The organism is Burkholderia theae (assembly GCF_048565265.1).
Classification (GTDB): Bacteria; Pseudomonadota; Gammaproteobacteria; order Burkholderiales; family Burkholderiaceae; genus Burkholderia; species Burkholderia theae.
Genome location: NZ_CP183462.1, coordinates 2,341,212 through 2,362,955 on the forward strand (window position 1 = coordinate 2,341,212; position 21,744 = coordinate 2,362,955).

The 21,744-nt window shown below is 63.1% G+C and carries 19 protein-coding genes; 7 read left to right on the top strand and 12 right to left on the bottom strand.

The features are described from left to right. Nucleotides 1–151 precede the first annotated feature (151 nt). From ACN22W_RS28030 to ACN22W_RS28075, 10 genes are all read right to left on the bottom strand, one after another. Nucleotides 152–1,240, bottom strand: coding sequence for a porin (locus ACN22W_RS28030; protein WP_419687958.1), 1,089 nt, complete (start codon nt 1,238–1,240; stop codon nt 152–154). Between the two features lie 207 nt (nt 1,241–1,447). Then, nucleotides 1,448–1,783, bottom strand: coding sequence for a Rieske (2Fe-2S) protein (locus ACN22W_RS28035; protein ID WP_412025331.1), 336 nt, complete (start codon nt 1,781–1,783; stop codon nt 1,448–1,450). 3 nt (nt 1,784–1,786) lie between these two features. Next, nucleotides 1,787–2,098, bottom strand: coding sequence for a YciI family protein (locus ACN22W_RS28040; protein ID WP_193101425.1), 312 nt, complete (start codon nt 2,096–2,098; stop codon nt 1,787–1,789). 5 nt (nt 2,099–2,103) lie between these two features. After that, nucleotides 2,104–2,244 carry a hypothetical protein gene (locus ACN22W_RS28045; RefSeq protein ID WP_419687959.1) on the bottom strand — a complete coding sequence of 47 codons (141 nt, stop codon included), beginning with the start codon at nt 2,242–2,244 and terminating at the stop codon, nt 2,104–2,106. A gap of 31 nt (nt 2,245–2,275) precedes the next feature. Next, on the bottom strand, nt 2,276–3,343 hold the full coding sequence (locus ACN22W_RS28050; RefSeq protein ID WP_419687960.1) for a maleylacetate reductase: 1,068 nt from the start codon (nt 3,341–3,343) through the stop codon (nt 2,276–2,278). A gap of 7 nt (nt 3,344–3,350) precedes the next feature. Next, a complete protein-coding gene (locus ACN22W_RS28055; protein WP_419687961.1) occupies nt 3,351–4,817 on the bottom strand; it encodes an aldehyde dehydrogenase family protein in 1,467 nt (488 codons plus the stop codon). 44 nt (nt 4,818–4,861) lie between these two features. Continuing rightward, complete coding sequence (locus ACN22W_RS28060; protein ID WP_419687962.1) at nt 4,862–5,881, bottom strand: hydroxyquinol 1,2-dioxygenase; 1,020 nt, start codon at nt 5,879–5,881, stop codon at nt 4,862–4,864. Between the two features lie 42 nt (nt 5,882–5,923). Continuing rightward, nucleotides 5,924–6,418, bottom strand: coding sequence for a hydroxyquinol 1,2-dioxygenase (locus ACN22W_RS28065; protein WP_419687963.1), 495 nt, complete (start codon nt 6,416–6,418; stop codon nt 5,924–5,926). A gap of 114 nt (nt 6,419–6,532) precedes the next feature. Beyond that, nucleotides 6,533–7,462 carry a LysR family transcriptional regulator gene (locus ACN22W_RS28070; RefSeq protein ID WP_129516466.1) on the bottom strand — a complete coding sequence of 310 codons (930 nt, stop codon included), beginning with the start codon at nt 7,460–7,462 and terminating at the stop codon, nt 6,533–6,535. 138 nt (nt 7,463–7,600) lie between these two features. Then, complete coding sequence (locus tag ACN22W_RS28075) at nt 7,601–8,845, bottom strand: MFS transporter (RefSeq protein WP_419687964.1); 1,245 nt, start codon at nt 8,843–8,845, stop codon at nt 7,601–7,603. A gap of 777 nt (nt 8,846–9,622) precedes the next feature. On the opposite strand from ACN22W_RS28075, the gene ACN22W_RS28080 reads away from it, so the two are divergent. The 6 genes from ACN22W_RS28080 (at nt 9,623) to ACN22W_RS28105 (ending at nt 18,560) form a co-directional block, all read left to right on the top strand. Further along, on the top strand, nt 9,623–12,391 hold the full coding sequence (locus ACN22W_RS28080; RefSeq protein ID WP_419687965.1) for a type VI secretion system Vgr family protein: 2,769 nt from the start codon (nt 9,623–9,625) through the stop codon (nt 12,389–12,391). A gap of 4 nt (nt 12,392–12,395) precedes the next feature. After that, entirely contained in the window at nt 12,396–14,708 is a 2,313-nt protein-coding gene (locus tag ACN22W_RS28085; RefSeq protein WP_419687966.1) for a hypothetical protein, read from the top strand. Then, complete coding sequence (locus ACN22W_RS28090; protein ID WP_419687967.1) at nt 14,705–16,186, top strand: virulence factor; 1,482 nt, start codon at nt 14,705–14,707, stop codon at nt 16,184–16,186. Before ACN22W_RS28085 ends, ACN22W_RS28090 begins: the two co-directional genes overlap by 4 nt. A gap of 71 nt (nt 16,187–16,257) precedes the next feature. After that, nucleotides 16,258–16,515, top strand: coding sequence for a PAAR domain-containing protein (locus tag ACN22W_RS28095; RefSeq protein WP_419687968.1), 258 nt, complete (start codon nt 16,258–16,260; stop codon nt 16,513–16,515). An 18-nt stretch (nt 16,516–16,533) separates the two neighbouring features. Further along, nucleotides 16,534–16,848, top strand: coding sequence for a TrfB-related DNA-binding protein (locus tag ACN22W_RS28100; protein WP_193101442.1), 315 nt, complete (start codon nt 16,534–16,536; stop codon nt 16,846–16,848). A gap of 233 nt (nt 16,849–17,081) precedes the next feature. Continuing rightward, a complete protein-coding gene (locus ACN22W_RS28105; protein ID WP_419687969.1) occupies nt 17,082–18,560 on the top strand; it encodes an aminotransferase class V-fold PLP-dependent enzyme in 1,479 nt (492 codons plus the stop codon). Nucleotides 18,561–18,764: 204 nt separating this feature from the next. On the opposite strand, the gene ACN22W_RS28110 is transcribed toward ACN22W_RS28105, so the two are convergent. Continuing rightward, the gene (locus ACN22W_RS28110; RefSeq protein WP_419687970.1) at nt 18,765–19,094 is read right to left on the bottom strand and encodes a hypothetical protein; all 330 of its coding nucleotides are present in this window, start codon (nt 19,092–19,094) and stop codon (nt 18,765–18,767) included. Between the two features lie 143 nt (nt 19,095–19,237). Here ACN22W_RS28110 and ACN22W_RS28115 point away from each other — a divergent pair, with 143 nt between their 5' ends. After that, nucleotides 19,238–20,770: an amino acid permease gene (locus ACN22W_RS28115; RefSeq protein ID WP_419687971.1), complete on the top strand. Its 1,533-nt coding sequence runs from the start codon at nt 19,238–19,240 to the stop codon at nt 20,768–20,770. A gap of 160 nt (nt 20,771–20,930) precedes the next feature. Here ACN22W_RS28115 and ACN22W_RS28120 read toward each other — a convergent pair whose 3' ends face one another. Further along, nucleotides 20,931–21,200, bottom strand: coding sequence for a DUF4148 domain-containing protein (locus ACN22W_RS28120; protein ID WP_412025347.1), 270 nt, complete (start codon nt 21,198–21,200; stop codon nt 20,931–20,933). Nucleotides 21,201–21,744: the final 544 nt, after the last annotated feature.

Sequence of the window (21,744 nt, forward strand, 5' to 3'; positions counted from 1 at the left end):
GTCCGGCAGCAGGTCAACAGGCACACTACCGTGTTGCCCGGGGGACAACAACCGGCCGGAAGCGAGCGGCGGCGCGCATGTCGGCATGTCGCCGCGCGACCCGTGCGGTGCCGGGCGGACCCTGACGAAAGGTCCGCCCGCCGCCCCCCAATCAAAACACCGTATGCAACCCGACCCGCGCCACCGCCTGAGTAGCGGAACTCGAAGCCCCGTTCGGATCCAGCACGCCATTGATCTGCGCATTCGCCCCGCTGTTCGCGCGCTGGTAGTCAGCCGAAACATAGACCATCGTCCGCTTCGACAACAGGTATTGAAGCGCGACGCTGAGTTGATGAGCGTGGTTGTTGTTCAACGCTTCATTACCCTTCATGTACATGTATTTCGCCCCCAGGACGACGTCCGGCCTGACGTGCCACACCCCGCCGCCTTCGGCCATCCACACGCCGGCATCGTTGAACGAGTTGTGCACGGTCGTCACCAGCGCACTCGCGGTCACGACACCGAAGTCGTAGTGCATTCCGACGCCCCAGTTGCGCACGCTCGTCGACGGCACGCCGGGCGCCGGACCGTACTTCTCGTTCGTGTATGCCGCGCCCATACCGAACGGCCCCAGCTCATAGTTCAGCCCGGCACTGACGGCGTTGTCCGCCCCGACCGAGCCGGCCACGCCGCCGAACGCATACATCACGCCGCCGGACAGGCCGGCAACCGTCGGCGAACTGTATTTGACGGAATTCGCGATCGGCTTGCTGCCTGCCGTGCGGTCCCAGTCGAACGCACCGGTCGGATTGTCCGGGAGCGCGAGACGCTGGAACGGGCCATTCCGGAAACCGTATAGCCCATTGATGTCCCTCGCAATCGCATTCCCCTTCGAAAAGAGGGAATCCACCATGAAGTCGTACTGATTGCCGAGCGTGATGCTGCCGAACCGGTCGCTTTCGAGGCCCACGTACGCGTTGCGCCCGAAAATTCCGGTTCCGACGATGCTGCCGTTCGCCATCGAGAACTGGTTCACGAGCGCGAACGTCGCGCGATATCCGCCGCCGAGGTCTTCCGTACCGCGGAAGCCAAAGAGATTGGGCGCGTATATGCCATCGTCGAATTTGACGTTCTTCCCGCCGCCCTCGTTGCTGACATACGAGATGCCGCTGTCGATAAGACCGAACATCGTCACGCTGCTCTGCGCCCATGCGCCCTGTGCCACGGCAAGCATCGCCACTGCTCCAAACCTGAGTTTCATTCTGTCTCCGTCGTTTTATGTCAATGCGAACCCGCCACCCGCTACGTGGCGGGTATTCGCTCAATGCTCGGCTTAACAACGCCGCAACTATGCTTAGTTTTACTGATTGAATAGAATGAACAGCGCCGCGCGTATGGCTCGATCTCAACTTCTTCTATTTAGTCTCGCGTAGATCGACCCGACACCGCACTGGTCGAAACGTTCGAATCAAGCGCCTCGCCAGACAACCCACGCCGTCGAATCCACCTCGACCGCCACGGCTTCCAACGCCGATCCCGAGCAAGGCCCATCGATGCACACCCCATCGTCGAACCGGAACAGTGCGCTGTGATGGGCACACATCAATACCTGCGACCGATAGCAGGAAACATTGCCCGGTACGAAATCGAGCGGCACCGAAAAGTGCGGGCAACGATTCACGTACGCCCATACCTGCTCGCCGCGTCGCACCACGATGACGGGACGTCCGATGCAAGCTTCATCGACGACCCGCGCGCCGCCGTCCGGCACATCGGAAACACGGCAGAGTTGTCTGGCTTCCATGGCTCACACTCTCTGCTCGGGGTTTCCGAGGCTCCAGTCCCACGGGCGCACTTCCACGCGCGAGAACAACCCTTCCTTCACATACGGGTCGTTGCCGACGAACTGCATCACCGCATGGATATCGTCGGCCTCGATGACGAGCAGCGTTCCGTTCATCGCGTCACCCTGCGGGTCCAGCGTCGGCCCGCCGAGCCGCACATACACGCCGTGCTGGGCGGCCGCGCGCAGATAGCTCCGATGACTCGGCCGCACACGGTCGCGCACTTCGCGCATACCGGGCTGGTCCGTCGCAAACACCGCGAAAAATCGAGCCATGTCGATCAGCTCCGGTCGAGAATGAACGCATGAAACTGCCACGCGACGCTCTGCATCAGCACGCACAAGCGCGGGCCCGGCGTCCTGCCGAAGCTTGTGACGACCTGCTCGGTCAGCCTCGTGTCACCGTCATGGTGGTCATTCATCACGTCTGTCTCCGTTTGAGCATCCGGCCAATCAATGCGGCGCACGCCCTTCCCACGCATCCTGAAGCAACGCGCGAATCGCCGCGCGTTCGATCGGCCGCGGATTCGCATACGGGTTCCGGCACGCGATGTCGGCCGCTTCATCGAGGCCGTCCTCCGGCATGCCGATATCGGCAAGCGCCGGCGCGATGCCGAGCTGCGCGTTCAGCTTGAACAGCAGCGGGCCGGCGTCGGCCGCGTCGTTGCCGCCCAACGCCCGCGCGACACGGCACAGCGCGTCAGGCGCGGCAGCGTGGTTGTAATGCGCGGTATGCGGCAACATGGCCGCGTGCGTCTGCGCATGCGGCAGGTTGAAGGTGCCGCCGAGCGTGTGACAGAGTTTGTGATGCAACGCCATGCCGACCGCGCCGAGGCAGGTTCCGGCGAGCCAGGCGCCATACAACGCGCGGCTGCGCATCGTTCGGTCTTCCGGATCGCGCACCACGACCGGCAATGCTTCGCCGAGCGCACGAATCGATTCTTCGGCCATCAGGCTGATCACCGGGTTCGCATCTTCCGCGTAAAGCGCCTCGACCGCGTGCGCCATCGCATTGACACCGGACGCCGCCGAAATGCCCGGCGGCAGCGACACCGTCAACGACGGGTCGTAGAGCACGGTACGCGGCAGCACGCGTGTGTCGCGCCCGGTGCGCTTCAGCCGGCCTTCGGTGAGCCCGTAAATCGGCGTCATCTCCGAACCGGCGTAAGTCGTCGGCACCGCCAGGATCGGCAGCGACGATTCAAGCGCGATGGCCTTGCCCAACCCGATCGTCGAACCGCCGCCGATCGCGATGCAACAGTCCGCACTCAGCTCGGCGGCCATCTCGCGCGCAGCGCGCGCGACTTCGACCGGAACGTGCATGACCGCCTGCGCACACACGCCGGCGGCACGCTCGCCGAGCACCTCCTTCACGCGATCGGCGAGATGCCGCTGCTCCGGCGTGGACAGAATGAGCGCGCGGCGGGCACCGAGCGTCGACAGCTCGTCCGGCAGTCTGGCGAGCGCGCCCCATTCAAACACCACGCGCGAAGGGGTTCCCTGATAGACGAAGCGCTCCATGGAGGCCTCAGCGCTTGAAGTGCGGCGGCACGTTGCCGTCGACGTTGACCCACACCGACCGCGCTTCCGTGTAGTCGTGCATGGCCTCGAAGCCCATCTCGCGGCCATAGCCCGATTTCCCGACGCCGCCGAACGGGCTGCCCGGATTGACGCGCTTGTAGCAGTTGATCCAGCACATGCCCGCGTTGATCTGCGACGCCATCTTGTGCGCGCGGGAGAGGTCACGGGTCCAGAGGCCGCTGCCCAGCCCGTATTCGGTCGCGTTGGCGATGGACAGCGCTTCGTCGTCGCTGCCGAAGCGCAGCACGGTGACGAACGGGCCGAACACTTCCTCCTGCGCGACGCGGTCGGCCGCGCTCCTGGCTTCGATGACGGTCGGGCGCACGTAGTAGCCGTTGGCCAGCGCCGGATCTTGCGGCGCGCTGCCGCCCGCGAGCACGCGGCCGCCCTGCTCGCGCGCCACGTCGACGAACGACAGCACGCGATCGAGGTGTTGCTTCGACGTCAGCGGCCCCATCTCGGTATCGGCGTCGAGCGGGTTGCCGATGCGAATGGACGATGCGAGCGCAACGAATCGTTCGAGGAACGCGTCCGCGATGCGTTCGTGCAGCACCAGACGCGAACCCGCGATACACGCCTGCCCCTGGTTGTGAAAGATCGCCCATGCGGCGCCGTTGATGGCCGCATCGAGGTCGGCATCGTCGAACACGATGTTGGCGCCCTTGCCGCCCAGCTCCAGCTGAACGCGCTTCAGGTTGCCCTGCGATGCTTCGACGATCCGGCGGCCGGTCGCCGTCGAACCGGTGAACGCGATCTTGCCGACGCCCGGGTGTTCGGCGAGCCGCTGGCCGGCCGTATGCCCGTAGCCGGGGACAATGTTGACGACGCCCGCGGGAAACCCGACCTCGGCCATCAGTTCGACGATGCGCAACGTCGACAGCGGCGTGATCTCCGACGGCTTGAGCACCACCGTGTTGCCGGCGGCCAGCGCCGGCCCCATCTTCCAGCTCGTGAACATCAGCGGAAAATTCCACGGCACGATCTGGCCCACGACGCCGATCGGCGCACGCTGCACGTAGTTCAGGAAGCCGGTTTCGACGGGAATCACCGAACCCTGCAGCTTGTCGGCCATCCCGCCGAAGTAGCGGAAGCAGGCCGCCGTGCGCGGCACGTCGAGCGCGCGCGAATCGCGAATCGGGTGGCCGGTGTCCAGCGATTCGAGCTGTGCCAGCTCCTCGGCATTGGCCTCGATCGCATCGGCCAGGCGCAGCAGCAGCCGGCCGCGTTCGGCAGCCGGCATGGCCGACCATTTGGGGAACGCGCGCGTCGCGGCTTCGACGGCCAGATCGACGTCCGCTGCGGTGGCCGCCGCGATCTTCGCGATGACGGAACCGTCGTGCGGATTCAGCACGTCGATCGTGCCGCGGTCGACGGCGTCAACGAAGCGGCCGTCGATGAAGAGTTGGGTTTGCATGAATCGTCCTCGGTATTGTGCTGAAGCGGAAGCGGGTGCGCTGCTCAGAACGCGATCGGATACGGCGCCAGCTCGCCGCTTTCGTAGCGTTGCGGCAGGTTCGGCGTCGCGTTTTCCCAGACCAGCAACATCGAACGCTTCGTCGAGTAGCCCTGGTGCCGGATGTCGGCAGGCATCGCGCAAATGTCGCCGGCGCGCATCGTGACGCGTGCCCGCGGTGCGCCGGTGTTCTTGTCGCCGATGTCCCACACGATTTCGTCGGACAGTTGCAGGAACCATTCGACGCGGTCGTTGCCGTGGAAGACCGGCAGGATGAATTCCTCGGTGGTCGGGCAGAACAGGCTGCGCTCGCACACCGACGTGACCGACGGATTCCACGTCACGTCCGAGCGCGACAGATACTTGAACAGGTTGAACGCGTGCAGCTCGCCTTCGAAGCCCGGCTCGACATGCACCTCCGGCTCGTCCTGCGCGACGTCGAGGAACGCGCGGTTGACGGGCAGTTCGTCGCGCAGCGGCGAGTCGCCTTCGAGGCCGGGCATGCGGCGCGTCGCGATCCGCGTGCGTTCGATTGCCGCGCCGTTTTCGCCGTGCTTGCGCCCGAATGCCGTGCCCGTTTCCTCGGGTGCCGCGAACGGGTCGAAGCCTTCGTTGGTCCAGTCGTGCAGCATCGCCTTGAAGGTCGCCATGATGGTGGGCGTTTCGAAGGTCTCGGTGTAGTCGACCCCGGCGTCCTTCAGGATGCCGTTGAAGGTGCCCGCATACATGTCCACCTTGCCGTAGTGATTGCGCGTGCCGAACACGTGATCGAAATTCACCCAGCCGTAGAAGAAGCCCCATGCGACGTCGCGCATCATCGCGCGCAGGAATGCGTCTGCCGGCATCGCATGCGTGCGCGTCTGGCCTTTCGCGGGCCAGCTGATCTTCACGAAGTACTCGTCGCGCTGGAATTCGAACGCGCCGAGCTGGAAGCGGCGGTAGCCGGTGACGGCATCGGCTTGCGTGGATTGCACCAGATCGGCGGCGAAGCCTGCGGACGGGTCGAGGGTTTCGAGGGTGGCCATAACGTGTCTCCTGGGATAGTCGAATGTGGGCGGTCGGAAGGGTCAGTGCAGGCAGATCTCGGCCCACTTCTCCACGGACAGCTCGCCGAGCATGGTCTGGACGAGCGCGACCCCCGGCTTGCCGGCGGTGAAGCGGTACGCACAGCCGGCCGGAAGCAGCGCCTGATGGCCCTGGCGCAGGACGACGTACCCCATGTTGCGGCCAGCCGGTTGCACGCCCGCGCTCACGGTGCCGCGGCCCGATTTCGGCGGCGCGTCGAGCTTGATGAATTCGATCCGGACTTCGCCGTCCATCAGGATCGCGAACTCGTCATGCGCGCATGCGAACCAGGGCGACTGGCCCTCGGTCCTCAGCACTTCGATCACGTATTCGAGATTCTTGCCGGCGACGACCTTTTCGTAAGGGGCCGACTTCGATGCCACCTCGAAGACATTCGAGAAGGCGTAGTGTTGCGCGCTGCCGCTGGTGATTTCGATCTCGCCCTTCTTGTAGCTGTCGAGCGAGCCAAAGACGGTGTGGAATGCCGTGTCGGTCATTGCTGTCTCCTGAGTTGAACCGCTTGTTGGATTCAACTCTAGGGGCAAGCAACAACCGCAACAAGGCAACGGACGGCGATTACGGCATTTGCGTTTCGCGAATAATCGCGCGGTTCAGCGCACCCAGCCGCGCGCCAGCAGCGGCACGTCCCACGCGGGTTCATCGCCGATGCATTCCGCGAGGAATTCGACCAGCGCCTTCACTTTCAGCGCCTGTCGCTGCGTTGCGGGATAAACCGCGGCAAAGCTCAGCGGCGCGAGGTGGTAGTCGGTCAGGATCGGTACCAGCCGGCCCGCGACGAGCGCGTCGCTCGCCACGAGCGTGGGCAGGCAGACGACGCCGCCGCCTGTCAGCGCGCACTCCCGCAGCAGATGGACGGAGTTCGACCGAATCATGCCCGGCAGCTCCATTTCGACGACCTCGTCGTCGCGCGTCATCGTCCAGCGGTTGCGCGACGGATAACCCGAATACAGCGCGGTGGTGTGCTGCAGCAAATCACGGGGATGTTGTGGCGCACCATGCGCTTCGAGGTAAGCGGGCGACGCGCAAAAGAGACGCCTGACCTTGAATAGCCGCCGCTCGATCAGCGACTCGGAAATCGGCGGAAAGATCTGGAAGGCGATGTCGAACCCTTCTTCGACAGGGTCCACGACGCGGTCGTTGACGATCACGTCGAGCTGAATGCCCGGGTAGCGTCGATTGAATTCGACCAGCGGCGGGCCCAGGTGATCGAGCGCGAAACCGGGCAGCACCTGGATGCGCAGCCGCCCGGTCGGCGTCGCGCGAAGCTCGCGCATCTGGTCGGTCAACTCGTTGACGCGTCCGACAACCTCCGCGCACTCGCGATAAAAGGCCTCGCCTACTTCGGACAAGCGCACGTGGCGCGTGCTGCGATGAAACAGCGGCGCGTTGACGAACTTCTCGAGCTGCTGGATGCGATTCGTCACCACGGAACTGGTCACACCCAGCTGCCGCGCCGCCTCGGCGAAGCTGCTCGCCTCCGCGACCCTCACGAATGCCTCGATGCTCAGAAACCGGTCCATGCCGCGCCCTTTTTCGACAACGAAGTCACCAGTCTACCTGTAGCGGGCAACGGGCTGTGTCATGCGAACGGCGTCACTGTGTCGCCTAATCGATGTCAATCGCGGATGGCATAAACACCGGCGAGCGCACGACCTCGGTTACTTTCCTACCGTCAGCTCCGGCTGCACGGCCACACGACGCTGCAGCACCGCAGGCGCGGTTTCCTTCAGCAACAGGCTGACGAGGATGCCCAGCACGACCGCGCACATCGGCAGCCACAGAATGTTCTGGATGCCGAAGTGTGCGGCAACATAGCCGCCCATCGCCGGCGCGATGCCGCCACCGAAGATCTCGCCGACGCCGACCACCACGCCGATGGACGTCGACACCAGGCCGACGGGTGCGGCCTCGGTCGCCACCGGGCCGGACAGCAGCGACACGAGCCCAAGCGTGAAGAACGACGCAACGAATAGCACCCCGAACAGCGCGAGCGGCTGCGGGCCGAGGCCGCGGAAAATGTAGAGCATCACGGCGGTTCCGGCGAAACCCGCGATGCTCGCGAGGCGACGGCCGACCAGATCGGAGAGGCCGGGCAAGCCGAACTGCCCGAGAAAACCGCCGAAGCCGATCGCCGACACGACGAGGCCCATCTTCTGCGTGCCGAGCGACAGGTAGTCGGTCAGATACAACGGCAGCAGCGCGCCGAGCACGAATACGCCGGTCATCGCGCAGCACAGCGCGGCCATCGCGACGAGGATGTTGCGGCTCTTGAGAACATGGCCGAGCGACGCCGGTGCATGCTCCGACGCGACTTCCTTCACGACCTTCGGCTCGCGAATGACGAAGAACATGAATGCGCCGAGGATCAGGCCGGGAACGGCCACGAGCGCAAAGACCCAGCGCCACGAGACGAAACCGAGCAGCTGGGTGGCGATGATCGGCGACAGCGCCAGCCCGAAGAGCGCGAAGCCGCTTTGCTGCAGGCCGAGATTCAGGCCGCGCCGCCGCGGATGCGACGCGTCGGCCGTCGCCGCGAAGCTCGTCGGGCAGAACGAGCCCTCGGCGACACCCATCAGCCCGCGGATCGCCATCAACCCGAGCAGGCCGCCCGCGAGCCCCGAGAAACCCGACAGCAGCGAGAACGCGATGATCGCCGGAATCAGCACCTTGCGCCGGCCGACCTTGTCCGAGATGCCGCCCATCAGCGCCGCGAAGATGCCCCACGACAGGCCGAGCACGCCGATGCAGTTGCCGACGTCCTGCGCGGTCAGGTTGAGGTCCTTCATGATCGAAGGAAACAGCGGCGCGATGAGCCAGCGGTCCAGGCCAACCAGCCCGAAGCCGAGCGCCAGCAGCGTCACCGCCTTCCACTCATAGGAGGTATCCCACTCGTTTGCTTTCATGTCCGTCTCCGTGGACGCTGCTTCGCCTGCGCGCGCCGCAGCGCCTGCGCATGAGTCAGGTCCGATGTCTTTTGTGTGGTGTGCGACGTGAATCGCGAGGAAGCGCCGGCCGCCTTTCCGGTTACAGGCGTCGAATCCAATCAGCCGACGCCACCACGATAGGTGCAACGCTACCGATCGGGTATGGAACAACCGGCGAACGCGCCATTCGCGAAATGCAAATAATCGGTGGCGGTGGGCGGGAAGTGTCGGTGGGGAGGTGCAGAGGGAATGGGTGCGGTGCTGAAATGACGCTCACGCGTGCGTCACGGGGGAAATCCCTCATGGACTTCAACGAATCGGCGTACCGCTCCGTTCGCCCCCATGGGCAAACAAACATGCATGACAAGCTCACGGGCGCAATCCTGTTCGAGCCCTTTTCGTCACCGCAATGTGCCGCCGCACATTTTTAAGTAGGACAAATCCGATTTTTAGTTTTTCACACGCGTTCATTCCAACGAAAAGATCGAATAGCGCGCCTTGGCAGGCAAAAAAATGAATCCGCCAATATCACCAAAATATCCCCCATATTACTTTTCTTAAAAAAACAAATCACAAAGAAAACGTCAAACACTGTTTCTTGAGACATGATTTTTCATCTCAAAATATCAATATGCATTGCAATCGACATATGTTTGATATTATCCACATCGAAATTACGAGTGCCATTTCTTTATTGAACCGAGAGTCTGATTCGAACAAGTTCGAATTCGGAAAAATAATAATGAGATTGCCGTTATGTCGATAGCAGCAACACTCCGAAACTTTGCATCCGGTCTTGTCGACCGGAACAAACGTCCCGTCGCCCTTCATTTCGGGCAGGCGCAACGCGCAGTCGGTCATCTGCTGGTGCTCCATCACGCCGATATCCGTGAAGGGTTGATATCGGGCATCGACGGGCATCTGACCTGCGTTTCCACACGCGATCATCTATCCCCGACGTTGTTTCTTGGCCTGCCTGTATCGGTCCGGCTGACGACCGACCGGGGCAACGTTCGGACGATCAATGCGATCGTGCGGGACGTGCATATCGGTCAATCCGATGGCGAACTGACGGTGTACCAGCTGCATGTCTGTGACGCGCTTTCGTTGATGGACCGTCGCACCAACTCCCGTGTATTCCGATCGCTAAACGTCATCGAGATTCTTGCCGCGTTGATGAACGAATGGCGACAACGCAGCGCCGCGCTCGCGCTTGCATTCGATTTCGACCTGTCGGGACTGCGAACCGAGCGCTATCCGGCGCGCGAACTGACTCGGCAAGTCAACGAGTCGGACGCTCGTTTTGTGCGCCGACTGCTGCGGCGCGAAGGCATCACGGTTTTTGCGAAGGCCGGCCCGGTCGGTGACGCGCGCGGCATGACCGACGAGCCGCCGATCCACACGCTCGTATTCTGCGACGACCCGCTTCGATTGGCGGAGTCGCCCGCCGGTACCGTGCGCCTCCACCCGCGCGATGCGGGAACCGAGCAACGCGATACGGTGACGCTGTTCGCGCGTTATCAAAGCCTGTCCCCCGGCAAGGCCAGTCGCCCTTCGTGGGACTACAAGAAAGCCCGCTTAGACGAATCCGCCATCGCAACCGGCATCGATCAAGGCGACGCCGGCAACGACCTTGCCCGATTGCTGACCGACGTTGCGATCGACATTCCGCACGTGGGCGATTCGTGGAACGACCACGACCGCCTCACACACGACCGGATACTCGCCCACCAGTTCGAAGCGGAGCGCTACGACGGTACCGGTAGCGTGCGCGATATGCCGGTCGGTTGCTGGTTCACGCTGACGGGCGACCCTGAACTTGACATGAAGCCGGCCGACCAGCGGCAGTTCGTTGTCACGTCGGTTTGGCACGATATCCGGAACAACCTGCCGAACGACCTGAGGGGCCGCGTGATCACGCTATTCGCGGCGAGCCGGAACCTCACGCAAGCCGTGCCACCCGCGTCGGCCGAGGCATCGGAACAGACGGACACGCGCTACGAGAACAGTTTCACGTGCGTGCGTCGCGGTGTGCCGCTCAAGCCGTCCTATGACCCGAAGATCGACCTGCCGCCGGTCCACCTGGTGACCGGCACCATCGTCGGCACGCAGGGGGACGAAGTGTTCTGCGACGAAGCCGGCCGCGTGCGCGTGCAGATTCACGGCTTCGATCCGGCGGATCACGCCCATGCGCAAGGCGCCGGAACGAACGGCTCGGCCGGCGACAGTGCGCCCATACGTGTCGCGGCGAGTCTCGCGGGCGGCAACTTCGGCGCGCTCTTCCTGCCCCGAGTCGGAATGGAAGTCTTGCTGGGCTGCCTGTCGGGCGATCCGGACCGTTTGGTCATCATCGGGGTCTTGAGCAACGGCGCGAATCCGCCCGCGACTTTCACGCATACCGGCGCGCTACCCGGCAACCGCTACGTGTCCGGGATCAAGACCAAGGAAGTCAAGGGTCATCGGTACAACCAGCTTCGCCTGGACGATACGCCGTCGCAAATCTCGGCGCAGTTGGCGAGCGAACACGCGCACACGCAATTGAATCTGGGGTATCTGACGCAGCCTCGCAAGGATGGACACGGGAATGACCGGGGCGAAGGTGCAGAGCTGCGCACCGATGCCGCTGCAGCGTTGCGGGCCGCCCAGGGCATGCTGTTATCGACCTACGCGCGCACACGCGCGACCGGTGGTCAGCTCGATCGCGACGAACTGATTCGCCTGCTCGACCACTGCACGGAACTGTTCAAATCGCTTGGCGACTATGCCGGTCAGCACGGCGGACAGTCCGCCGATACCGCCGGCCAGGACAAGATCGCCGATGCGTTCCGCAACTGGACGCCCGGCATCGCGGAGTCCGACGCGACCGGCGACGCGTCCGCATTGATGGCGTTCGGCGCGCAGGCAGGGTCGCTACACGTCACTCCCAAGACGCAAGTCATGTATGCGGGCGAGAACATCGACCAGATCGCACAGCAGCATGTGCAGCTCACCAGCGGCGAGCGCATCAATCTGCATGGCGGGCATGGCATCGCGATGTTCGCGCATAGCGATGGCGTGTCGGCGATCGCGAATCAGGGAAAAGTCACGATCCAGTCGCAGAACGACGATACGCAGGTGGATTCGGCGAAGAACATTCAATTGACGGCAGCAGACGGAACGCTTACCGGCATGGCTAACGATCGCGTGGTACTCGTCACGTCGGGCGGTGCGTATCTGAAGCTTGACGGCGGCAACATCGAACTCGGTTGCCCCGGCATCTTCACAGTGAAATCGGCAGGCCATTCGTGGGATGGCCCGGCCAGCATGAACGCCGATATGCCGAAGTTCGACAAGGCGTCGCTCGGCCGTGTGCCGAAGCTCGTTCGCGCGACCGACGGGGATGCGGTGGCGGGATTCGACGGGCAACTTCTGAAGGCGTCCGGGGCGCCGTCGAACCTGACCACCGACACGGCCGGCGAACTGCCGGCGGTCCATGCCGACCAGTTCGAAAAGCTGGCGGTGAAGTTCATCAAGAAGACCGTATAAGACCATGACCGAATCGTTTCTCGATCCTCGGCCGGTGGCGGATGCGCGCGCCGAACGCCCTACCGCAAAGACCGATGCACCCGACGCTGCCGCATCGCGTTCCGACCCACCGCTTATCGTCGTCGGCAAAACAGAAGGGCCGATGTTGTTCGACAAGGACAAGCGGCTTATCTGCGTCAAGCAACTTCCGTTGCCCGGTGTCGTGATCTTTGTCCACGGCGTCAACTCCGAAGGCGAATGGTTCAAGGCATCCGAAGAAGGATTGTGCGAAGGTCTGAATCGCCGGCTTGGACGCCTGGACGATCAGATGAAGTATCGAGGCGTCGACGCAGGACAGTTGACGCCTGCGAAGTACACGGAAGGCGTGACATCGGATGGGTTCCTGAATCCGAAGCTGCTGCCCGACAACTACGTCAAGCCCGATCCGTCGTTTTCACCGGTCATCCATTTTCGTTGGGGCTACAAGGCGACACTGGAAGAGCTGAAGGAGTATGGCGACAAGATCTTTCTCAACGAAGAAGACTATTGGGGCGGCGGTCCATTCACCAACGGTTGTTCAAGCCTCCCCGATCTTTGGCACGGCGGCCTCGATGACCGCGCGTTCGGATGGACGTCAGTGCAAGGTATCAATCCGACCAACCGGCCACTGTATCGCGCGCCGCCGCGTGCGTACGGTGTACTTGCGGCCTTGCGCCTCGCCAAACTGATCGAGTCGATCCGCAGAATGCAAGCCAGCGTTCCTATCACGGTTGTTTGCCACAGCCAAGGCAACATCGTCGGACTGACCGGGGCATTTTTCGGTGACGCGTTGGAAGAAGTTGAAGACCCGTGGGGGCATAAGGGGCGATGCGTTGCGGACGCGTACGTGCTGGCGAATGCACCATACAGTTTCGCCACAGGTGAAGGCCAGCAAAAATCCAGCACGTTCATGGACACGTGGTCACAGCGCGGGACGAAGGACCACAAGGGCAATCGCGGGAGGCAGACTTACGCGGCACGCACGCAGACGTTCGGAAACTTCTTGTCGATCATCGGTGCACGCACCGCATATGAACCGTCACCGGACAAGGTCGATGAAGACATGGCGAATGGCCGCGTATCGCCGACGAGCAACAAGTCCTATGCCGCGCAGGATGACCGTGCGCGTCACGGTCTGAACGGTTCGACGTATGGGCGTGTCACGTCATATTGCTGTCCGCACGATCAGGTGATCTCTGCGGTGACCGTGCAGGGTATCGGGTGGCGCGGCATCGGCAAGCATGAACTCGACGACATTGGCGTATCCGGCGTCCTGACGCAGCGCGTGTTCGCGTCCGGCTTCCCTGTTGGTGTGCAAAAGCCCTATCGATATTGGGAAGACGACTGGAGGCACGGCAAGAAAGGGACGACGCCGGGCTTCTGGTATCCCCCGTCGTTGCCGGCCAAATTCGGTCTGATCGGTGCGCTGAAAGGAAACGAATCGATCTTCGGGATGATGGGAACGTTGATCACTGCACCGATCTTGTATGCGGCGACCGCGGCAACTTCGGCAATGAAGCTGTTTCGTGTGAACGAAGATCCACCGAAGGGATGGACGGTCATTGCGGATGCCCCTGCCTTGGACGAAACGTTTCCACCGCAGGCGCTGCGGTTCGGCAAGCCGGTCGAGACGAAGGACGGTGATGCGGTGAGTGACTTCAACGAAGGTAACGATCCGCCGTCCGCATGGCGCGACGCAAGCAAGACCGACGCGGACAAACAGGCCGACGATCCTTACGACCAGTACAAGGCGAAGAACGAAGATGGCGACGCCCACGGCACGGCCGAGAGCGAAGCCGGACAGCGCTACGAGGACCGCGCGCTGATGCGGATGGAGGCACGCCGCACGTTGAACACGGAATGGATCGACAGCAAAGGCCGCGTGATCGGTGAGGATGGGAAAAGTGCTGTGCCTGACGGCTACAAGGAGTGGCGAGACAAGCAAATTGTCGACTGGCTTGATCGCGGTACGACCAACAGCCCGACAAACCACTCAACGACGATGACCAATCCGGAGCATGCGAAAAAGGCGCTTGCGTACGATGTAGCGATTGGTCCGTGTTATCTGACGCTCGAACAGATGAAAGCGCTGCGGATTGAGGCTGACTGGCGGATGGGCGAAGGCATTGCACTGGGCAATCCGAACAAAGAATACTTCGTTTATTTTGAGTCCGGACTACTCGACCGAATGGCGATGCACGAATGGGTGCATGCCATCAATTGTGAAGGCAATATGCCCTGCAAGATAGTAGACGAACGCGAGGGCCAGCTCTATCTGAAGGCTGGGGGTGCGGTATGAAGGCTCTGATCGCCACTTGGCCGCGACGCGTCGCCATCGCCGTTATGGTATGGATAATCGCGCTCGTACTGATGGCCACACTAATGGCACACGTAGAACAGCCGGACCCGGCACTTATCGAAATGGGAGATTGGATGAAACGATTCGTAGTCGTACCCGGCTTACTGGCGCTAATGATGTTTCTATTCACCACGGCCATGATGCGTCCGGCGCAAGCCACACCAAGCACAAATCAAAACGTCAATATCACCGCACCGACTGAAGAACCTGTCAAGCCATTCGTCGCGCAGGTCGTCGGTATGATTTGGCTGAATCCGTTACAACGCAAGGACTACCCGACGGAATGGCAAACGTTGTGGGTGCAAGGACTTACCACGCCGAACAAAAACGACGACATGGTACGCACGGACCCGGAATCGTTCGCGACGCTCAAATCAATTGGTGCACTTGTTTACGGCAACCAAGGGGCGGAGACGTTCAAGGGCTTTTATGCCAAGTACGTTGATAAATCCATACTGCTGCTTCGAACTCCCTACGGGACGGACCCAAAGTATTTCTACACGGTAAACCCTCAGAACCAGAAAGACTGGCGCGAACTCGCCGGCATACGTGTCGAAATCGCCATTCCTTCCCGTCTCGATGCAACGTTCGCTCGATCGCGCCTGGTCGATCGAATGATGACATTCTTTGAAATCGGCCCGCCGTCCCCCAAGACTCTGTGGAGCCGCGACACGCCCCCCGATGTACAAGTCACGCAAGGCAACGCAAACGCCGGCTTCACGTCACTGAACAAGGCGCTGGACTACCTGCAGGCGAACCCCGACAAGAGCGTATGGGTGATGAACTGGGATGCACCGAGTTTCCCGCCCACGGATGCGCAGATCAACGAGAACCTCGTCGTGCTGTTCCTCGCCGGCCCGACCTTCAACACCGAGCGCGAACCGCTCGCATGGATCGGCAAGGCCGCGACCGGCAATACCGACGAGTTTTCGCAGAAGGTCGGCACGACGCGGATGGTGCAAGCATGGAAAGCAACCATCGATCAGGCGGCGCACAACGCTGGGATCGCAGTTCCGGATATCAAGTACATCGTTCACGATGCCGGTGCCGGTAGTGACGCCGCATCGGCGCGACTTGTCGGGCTGTCGCAGACACTGACCGAAGTTCTACCCGAATACGACCATGCGAAGCAGGCGTTCAACACCGCGGCGCTGCTCGGTGACATGGGAACCGGTAGTGCATTGACCGACGTTGCGCTGGCCATCGGCCGAATCAATCACTACGGCGGCAATGCCCTGGTTGCAGGTACTACCGACCCAAAACACCCCGCAGCCGTGGTGGTGATGCCACCGTCGAAACTCACGCCAATCGATCCGAACAAGGACTGGTTCCGCGCACGCGGCGGGAACAACGCTTACCTGCCGTGGTGGGGGCGTCGTCACGATACGAACTACGGGATGCAGGGTTATTCATGGTGATGTGAACCGACGCGCGACGTGTTGCGTGCGAACGCGACCGCCCGCACCGAATCACTCAGGAGACTGGTTATATGCGAGGAATTGTTCGAGTAGGCGACATGCACACCCACGGCGGCCGAGTCGAATCCGGAGCGGAAAGGAGCAAGGTGATGGGTCGCGCGGTCGCCCGCAGCGGCGACGCGTGTTCATGTCCGATTCACGGACCCGGTGCGATTGCCGAAGGTGACATGGCGTTTGATGTTGAAGGCAGCGCCGCCGTATTCGACGGTCACAAGACCACCTGCGGCGCGGAGCTGATTTCCTCCCTGCAGACTTCCGGGCGTGTCTGAATGACGCAGATTCGACGCATGACCGCCGAACAGTTTCAGCTGTTGCGCCTGCAAGATACCCGGATCAAGCCCGTCAACCATTGGGCCTTGTTTGAAATCTTCGTCAAGGGCCGGTCGCAGCGGACGCTCGCCGCCGAACTCGGCATCACGTGTTCCGCGATGTCGCAACTTGTACGGAAGGTGTGGCAAAGGTATCTGGCACTGCCGGGCAGCGGCACGCACCTGACCACACTGACGATCACGATCCCGGCGAAGTACGAAAGCGCATTGCATGCGTGGGTTCGTGATGCCCATCGATTGGCAACGCCATCCGATCCGCGGCTGACGAATTGATCGGACCGGGGAACGGTAGCGACCGCCCCCTGAATTGGGACGCCCCCGACATCCGTCTGATCAATCCGCCGCCACGCACCCTCGGCCCACAAAAAAATAAATTCCCCCATTCCACATCCAGAGAAAACGATATTCCATATCGAGCTGAATTCACAACCAACTTTGGATCCATTTTCCCTCCTGTCCCCCGTATCATTTCTCCCATTCCGAAAGAGAAAGAGCAAGAGAAGGACATGAGCGATACCACCACGCTGCACTACCTCGACTACGCGGCCACGACGCCCGCGGATCCCCGCGTGATCGAAGCGATGACGACCTGCCTCGGCTTCGACGGCATCTTCGGCAACCCCGCGTCGAGTTCGCACGCCGCCGGCCGGCTGGCGCGGGAACAGGTCGAGCGCGCCCGCGCGCAAGTCGCCGCGCTCATCGGCGCGGATGCCGACGAGATCGTCTGGACCTCCGGCGCGACCGAATCGAACAACCTCGCGCTGAAGGGCTACGCGGAAGCCGCGACCGGCAAGCGCCACCTGATCACGAGCCGCATCGAGCACAAGGCCATTCTGGACACGATGGCGAACCTGTCGAAACACGGCACGTCGGTCACCTTTCTGACGCCCACGCGCGACGGCGAAATCACCGCCGACGCGGTGGCTGCCGCGATCGGTCCCGATACCGGCCTCGTGTCGCTGATGCTCGTGAACAACGAGCTCGGCACGCTGACCGACATCGGCGCGATCGCGCGCATCGTGCACGCCGCGGGCGCACTGCTCCACGTCGACGCCGCGCAAGCGCTCGGCAAGACGCCGATCGACGTGCGCGCGCTCGGCATCGACCTGATGTCGATGTCCGCACACAAGGTTTACGGTCCGAAGGGCATCGGCGCGCTGTTCGTCCGCCGCGACATCGCCGACCGGATCGCTCCGCAGATTCATGGCGGCGGCCACGAGCGCGGCTTGCGCTCGGGTACGCTCGCCACCCATCAGATCGTCGGCATGGGCGTCGCATGCGAACTGGCCGCCGACAAACTCGACGGTGAAGCCGCGCGCATTGCCGCGCTCGGCGCGGGCCTGACGGACGCGCTGCTCGCGCTCGGCGATGTCACGCAGAACGCCGCCGCCGCGCGCCGTATCCCGCACACGCTGAGCCTGACGGTGCATGCACCGGGCTTCTTCCCGTACATGCTCGGCGACGCGCTCGCCGTGTCGTCGACGTCCGCGTGCAACTCGACCAGCGGCGCACCGTCCCACGTGCTGACCGCGATCGGCCTCGACGAGGCGACTGCCGGCCGCACCGTGCGCGTGAGCTTCGGCCGCTTCACGACGGAACAGGACGTCGACTTCGCGATCGCCTGTTTCCGCAAGGCGATCGAGCAATGCCGTGCGACGGCCGCGAGCGGGTTCTCGGCGTCGCGGCAGATCACGCCGGCCGAACTGAAAGCGATCCGGAATGCGGGCTTCCGCTCGGTGATCTGCAACCGGCCGGACGGCGAAGGCGACGACCAGCCGGCGTTCGACGAGATCGCCGCGGCGGCACGCGAACTGGGCCTCGAAGCGCGCTATCTGCCGGTCGAGCGCGACCGCATCGGCGACGCGGAAGTCGACGCGTTCGAAGCACTGCTCGACGCGCTGCCGAAACCCGTACTCGCGTATTGCCGCAGCGGCAGCCGGTCAGCGGCGCTCTGGAATCGCGTGGCGGCTCGGCATCCGGCCTGAGGCGGAATCACGCTGCACGGCAAGTGGATGTATCCGACGGAAGCCGTGACGCTGATGACGGGGTTCGTCCGCGGCGGCGGCTGGACCTCGGGCAGTTCGACGTGACCATGATCGCGTCTTGACCTCCGTGCGTAGCGCCCGGGCGGGCAGTCATTCCAGGCGGCTGCCCGGGCAATCGTCACACGCGATACGCATCCAGCACCTTCAACGGCACAGCAGGCTCTCGTTCCCGGCAAACGCATCGAGCAGATAGTCGATCGAGCCCTGTACGCACGACGCCTTCAATGCGCGCCTCCCCATCCCGCAGGTGCCGGGCACATGATGGCGACGGAGCACCACCTTCAGCGTGCCGGCGCGCAGATGCTCCCACGCGAGATGTACACCGGCCTGCGCGATGCCCACCCGTCGCGAGCGGCCAGCAGCACCACCTCCGGCGTCGAGAACGTCAGCCGCGCCGCTGCCCCCAAACAGTGCACGCATCCGGATTTTCACTACATTGCCGAAATCCGATATTGCCCGGAGATTTGGTTTCATACCGTTCACGCATCGGACCGGAACGCGATTGCCGTTCAACCGCGCCATCGCGTGCCGCCGACGAAGTCCAGGAGCGGGCCGTCACACAAGGCCCGGGCGGCGATGACAGTCCTGCCACGCAGGACATTCGTGACGGAGCGAACATGGATACAAAACTCGCGCCTGACTCAGGCACCGACAGTGACGTAAGCCTCCTGCACAAGATGGGCTACGCGCAGGAACTGTCGAGACGGATGAACGGTTTCTCGAACTTCGCCGTGTCGTTTTCGGTGATCTGCATCCTGTCTGGCGGCATTACCGCGTTTCAGCTCGCGTTTTCCGCGACCGGCGGCGCATCGGTCGGCCTGGGCTGGCCGCTGGGTTCGCTGTTCGCGCTGATCGTCGCGGTGTCGATGTCGCAGATCGCGTCCGCGTTTCCGACCGCGGGCGGCCTCTATCACTGGGGCGCGATCCTCGGCGGAAAGAAATGGGGGTGGATGACGGCGTGGCTCAACCTGATCGGCCTCATCTTCGTGATCGCCGCGATCAACTTCGGCACCTATGATCCGTTCTTCAAGACGCTGATCGCGCCGATGTTCGGCGTCAGCCCGGACAGCCTGACCTGGTGGCATCAAACGGCGTTCATCGCGTTCATCACGATCTCGCAGGCGATCCTGAACGCACGCGGCATCAGGATCGCAAGCAGGATCACCGACCTGTCGGGCTATCTGATCTTCGTGGTGACGATCGCGCTGGTCGTTTCGCTGCTCTACTACTCGCCCGTCACGTTCGACCTGCATCGGCTGGTCACCTTCACCAATTTCACCGGCGTCGACGGCGGTGCGTGGCCGAAGCAGGCCACGCCGCTCGCGTTCCTGTCCGGCCTGCTGCTGGTGACCTACACCATCACGGGTTTCGACGCGTCCGCGCATACGTCGGAGGAGACGCACGATGCGGCCAGAAACGTGCCGCGCGGCATCATCGGGTCGGTGTTCTGGTCCGCGATCTTCGGTTACGTGATGGTGTGCGCGTTCGTGCTGGTGATGCCCGACCTGACCGCCGCGATGAAACAGGGCACCGGCTTTTTCGAAGCGATACTCGCGCCGATTCCGAAGACCTTGCGCGTGTGCCTCGAACTCGCGATGTTCTTCATCAACTACGTGTGCGGGCTCGCCGCGATCATGTCGACGTCGCGGATGGTGTATGCGTTCGCGCGCGACGGCGGGCTGCCGGCATCGAAGCTGCTGCGCAGCGTGAGTCACACGCACCGGACGCCCGGGCCCGCGATCTGGACCTGCGCGGTGCTCGCGATCGTCGTCACGCTGTACGGCGACGCGTTCTCGGTGCTGAGCGCCGGAAGCGCCGTGTTCCTGTTCATCTCGTATGCGATGCCGATCGGCTCGGGGATGCTGGCCGAAGGCCGCACGTGGACCGACAAAGGTCCGTTCCAGCTGGGCATCTGGTCGAAGCCATGCGCGTTGCTCGCACTGGTCGGCGCCTGTGTGCTCGCGTATGTCGGCATCCAGCCGCCGAATGAAAAGGTGCTCTACGTGCTCGTCGGTTTCGTGGCCGTGCTGATGGTGATCTGGTACGGCTTCGGGGTGCGCAACACCTTCGCGGGGCCGCCGGTGCTGAAGGACACACGGAACCTCGACCGCATCCGAGAACTCGAGGCGAACGTCGATCCGTCCGTGTGACGCACCTTTGAAACGGGCTGAAACCGCCGGCTTGGAGGTGTCATGCCCGTGATCGTCGCGACGGTCGCGTTGCCGGACACGACCGTCCCCGCATGCAACCCGGGCACCGATCACGCGGCCGCCGATGGTCCGGGCGGCCGCGCCGATTCGTCACGCCGCCCTAATTCCCGCCGCCGTAGAACTGATTCATCCGCTCGAACTCGCCCGACTTCTGCGCGCGAATCAGCTCCTGCTTCACCTGAGCACGCGTGATCACCGCGGGGCCGCCCGCCTGCGACCCGGCACTGGGCATGGAGCCCACCGCGGTGGCGCTGAGCGCGGCATCCGAGGGTGTGCCGGGGCTCTCGTCGGCTCCGCCATCCGCCCGGGCAAGCCCGGTCGCACCCAGCATGCACACGGCGGCCAGCGCCGCCTTGTAAACCGTCTTCATCGTGGCACCTCATATGAAAAAGCATTGCGACTCGTACGCGGGAACGGCGCCGAGGTCCGGCCGTCCGCGCGATTCGACACACCTCGCCGATGCAACAACGTCGGCCCCGACGGCATGCGCCGCGCGTCGCGAATCGCGAGCATTCCGCTGCGTCGCTTCAGCCATCGGCGGCTTCGCACGTTCGAGGTTCCATCGAGCGACCTTCGCGTCCTCCTGTAACGTTCCCCGGACCAGCGCATGCGCATGCGAATGCGAATGCGCAACAACACCTCGCAGCAGCCTGGCGCATGCGCTTGCCTGCGCGTCGTGCCGCAACGCGAATCGAACGTTCCTGTGACGCGCATCCGCGATCGGGCGGATCGCGCGCTTCGAGCCACCGCGCACCGGGCGGGGCAGCCAGCAGGAATGGATTAATGATAGAAATCGGCCGGCCGGTTTAACGCCCCCTGACGAGGGGGCAATTGTGGAATTCGTCGACTCGCCGACCTAAACTGGACACCGTATGCGCAAGGTGCACGCGGCCCTCGTTCGACGCAATCGCGTG

Bases quoted from the DNA above. Each gene is read 5' to 3' on its own strand.
- ACN22W_RS28030 (WP_419687958.1), bottom strand. From the start codon at position 1,240: ATGAAACTCAGGTTTGGAGCAGTGGCGATGCTTGCCGTGGCACAGGGC.
- ACN22W_RS28035 (WP_412025331.1), bottom strand. From the start codon at position 1,783: ATGGAAGCCAGACAACTCTGCCGTGTTTCCGATGTGCCGGACGGCGGC.
- ACN22W_RS28040 (WP_193101425.1), bottom strand. From the start codon at position 2,098: ATGGCTCGATTTTTCGCGGTGTTTGCGACGGACCAGCCCGGTATGCGC.
- ACN22W_RS28045 (WP_419687959.1), bottom strand. From the start codon at position 2,244: ATGAATGACCACCATGACGGTGACACGAGGCTGACCGAGCAGGTCGTC.
- ACN22W_RS28050 (WP_419687960.1), bottom strand. From the start codon at position 3,343: ATGGAGCGCTTCGTCTATCAGGGAACCCCTTCGCGCGTGGTGTTTGAA.
- ACN22W_RS28055 (WP_419687961.1), bottom strand. From the start codon at position 4,817: ATGCAAACCCAACTCTTCATCGACGGCCGCTTCGTTGACGCCGTCGAC.
- ACN22W_RS28060 (WP_419687962.1), bottom strand. From the start codon at position 5,881: ATGGCCACCCTCGAAACCCTCGACCCGTCCGCAGGCTTCGCCGCCGAT.
- ACN22W_RS28065 (WP_419687963.1), bottom strand. From the start codon at position 6,418: ATGACCGACACGGCATTCCACACCGTCTTTGGCTCGCTCGACAGCTAC.
- ACN22W_RS28070 (WP_129516466.1), bottom strand. From the start codon at position 7,462: ATGGACCGGTTTCTGAGCATCGAGGCATTCGTGAGGGTCGCGGAGGCG.
- ACN22W_RS28075 (WP_419687964.1), bottom strand. From the start codon at position 8,845: ATGAAAGCAAACGAGTGGGATACCTCCTATGAGTGGAAGGCGGTGACG.
- ACN22W_RS28080 (WP_419687965.1), top strand. From the start codon at position 9,623: ATGTCGATAGCAGCAACACTCCGAAACTTTGCATCCGGTCTTGTCGAC.
- ACN22W_RS28085 (WP_419687966.1), top strand. From the start codon at position 12,396: ATGACCGAATCGTTTCTCGATCCTCGGCCGGTGGCGGATGCGCGCGCC.
- ACN22W_RS28090 (WP_419687967.1), top strand. From the start codon at position 14,705: ATGAAGGCTCTGATCGCCACTTGGCCGCGACGCGTCGCCATCGCCGTT.
- ACN22W_RS28095 (WP_419687968.1), top strand. From the start codon at position 16,258: ATGCGAGGAATTGTTCGAGTAGGCGACATGCACACCCACGGCGGCCGA.
- ACN22W_RS28100 (WP_193101442.1), top strand. From the start codon at position 16,534: ATGACCGCCGAACAGTTTCAGCTGTTGCGCCTGCAAGATACCCGGATC.
- ACN22W_RS28105 (WP_419687969.1), top strand. From the start codon at position 17,082: ATGAGCGATACCACCACGCTGCACTACCTCGACTACGCGGCCACGACG.
- ACN22W_RS28110 (WP_419687970.1), bottom strand. From the start codon at position 19,094: ATGAAACCAAATCTCCGGGCAATATCGGATTTCGGCAATGTAGTGAAA.
- ACN22W_RS28115 (WP_419687971.1), top strand. From the start codon at position 19,238: ATGGATACAAAACTCGCGCCTGACTCAGGCACCGACAGTGACGTAAGC.
- ACN22W_RS28120 (WP_412025347.1), bottom strand. From the start codon at position 21,200: ATGAAGACGGTTTACAAGGCGGCGCTGGCCGCCGTGTGCATGCTGGGT.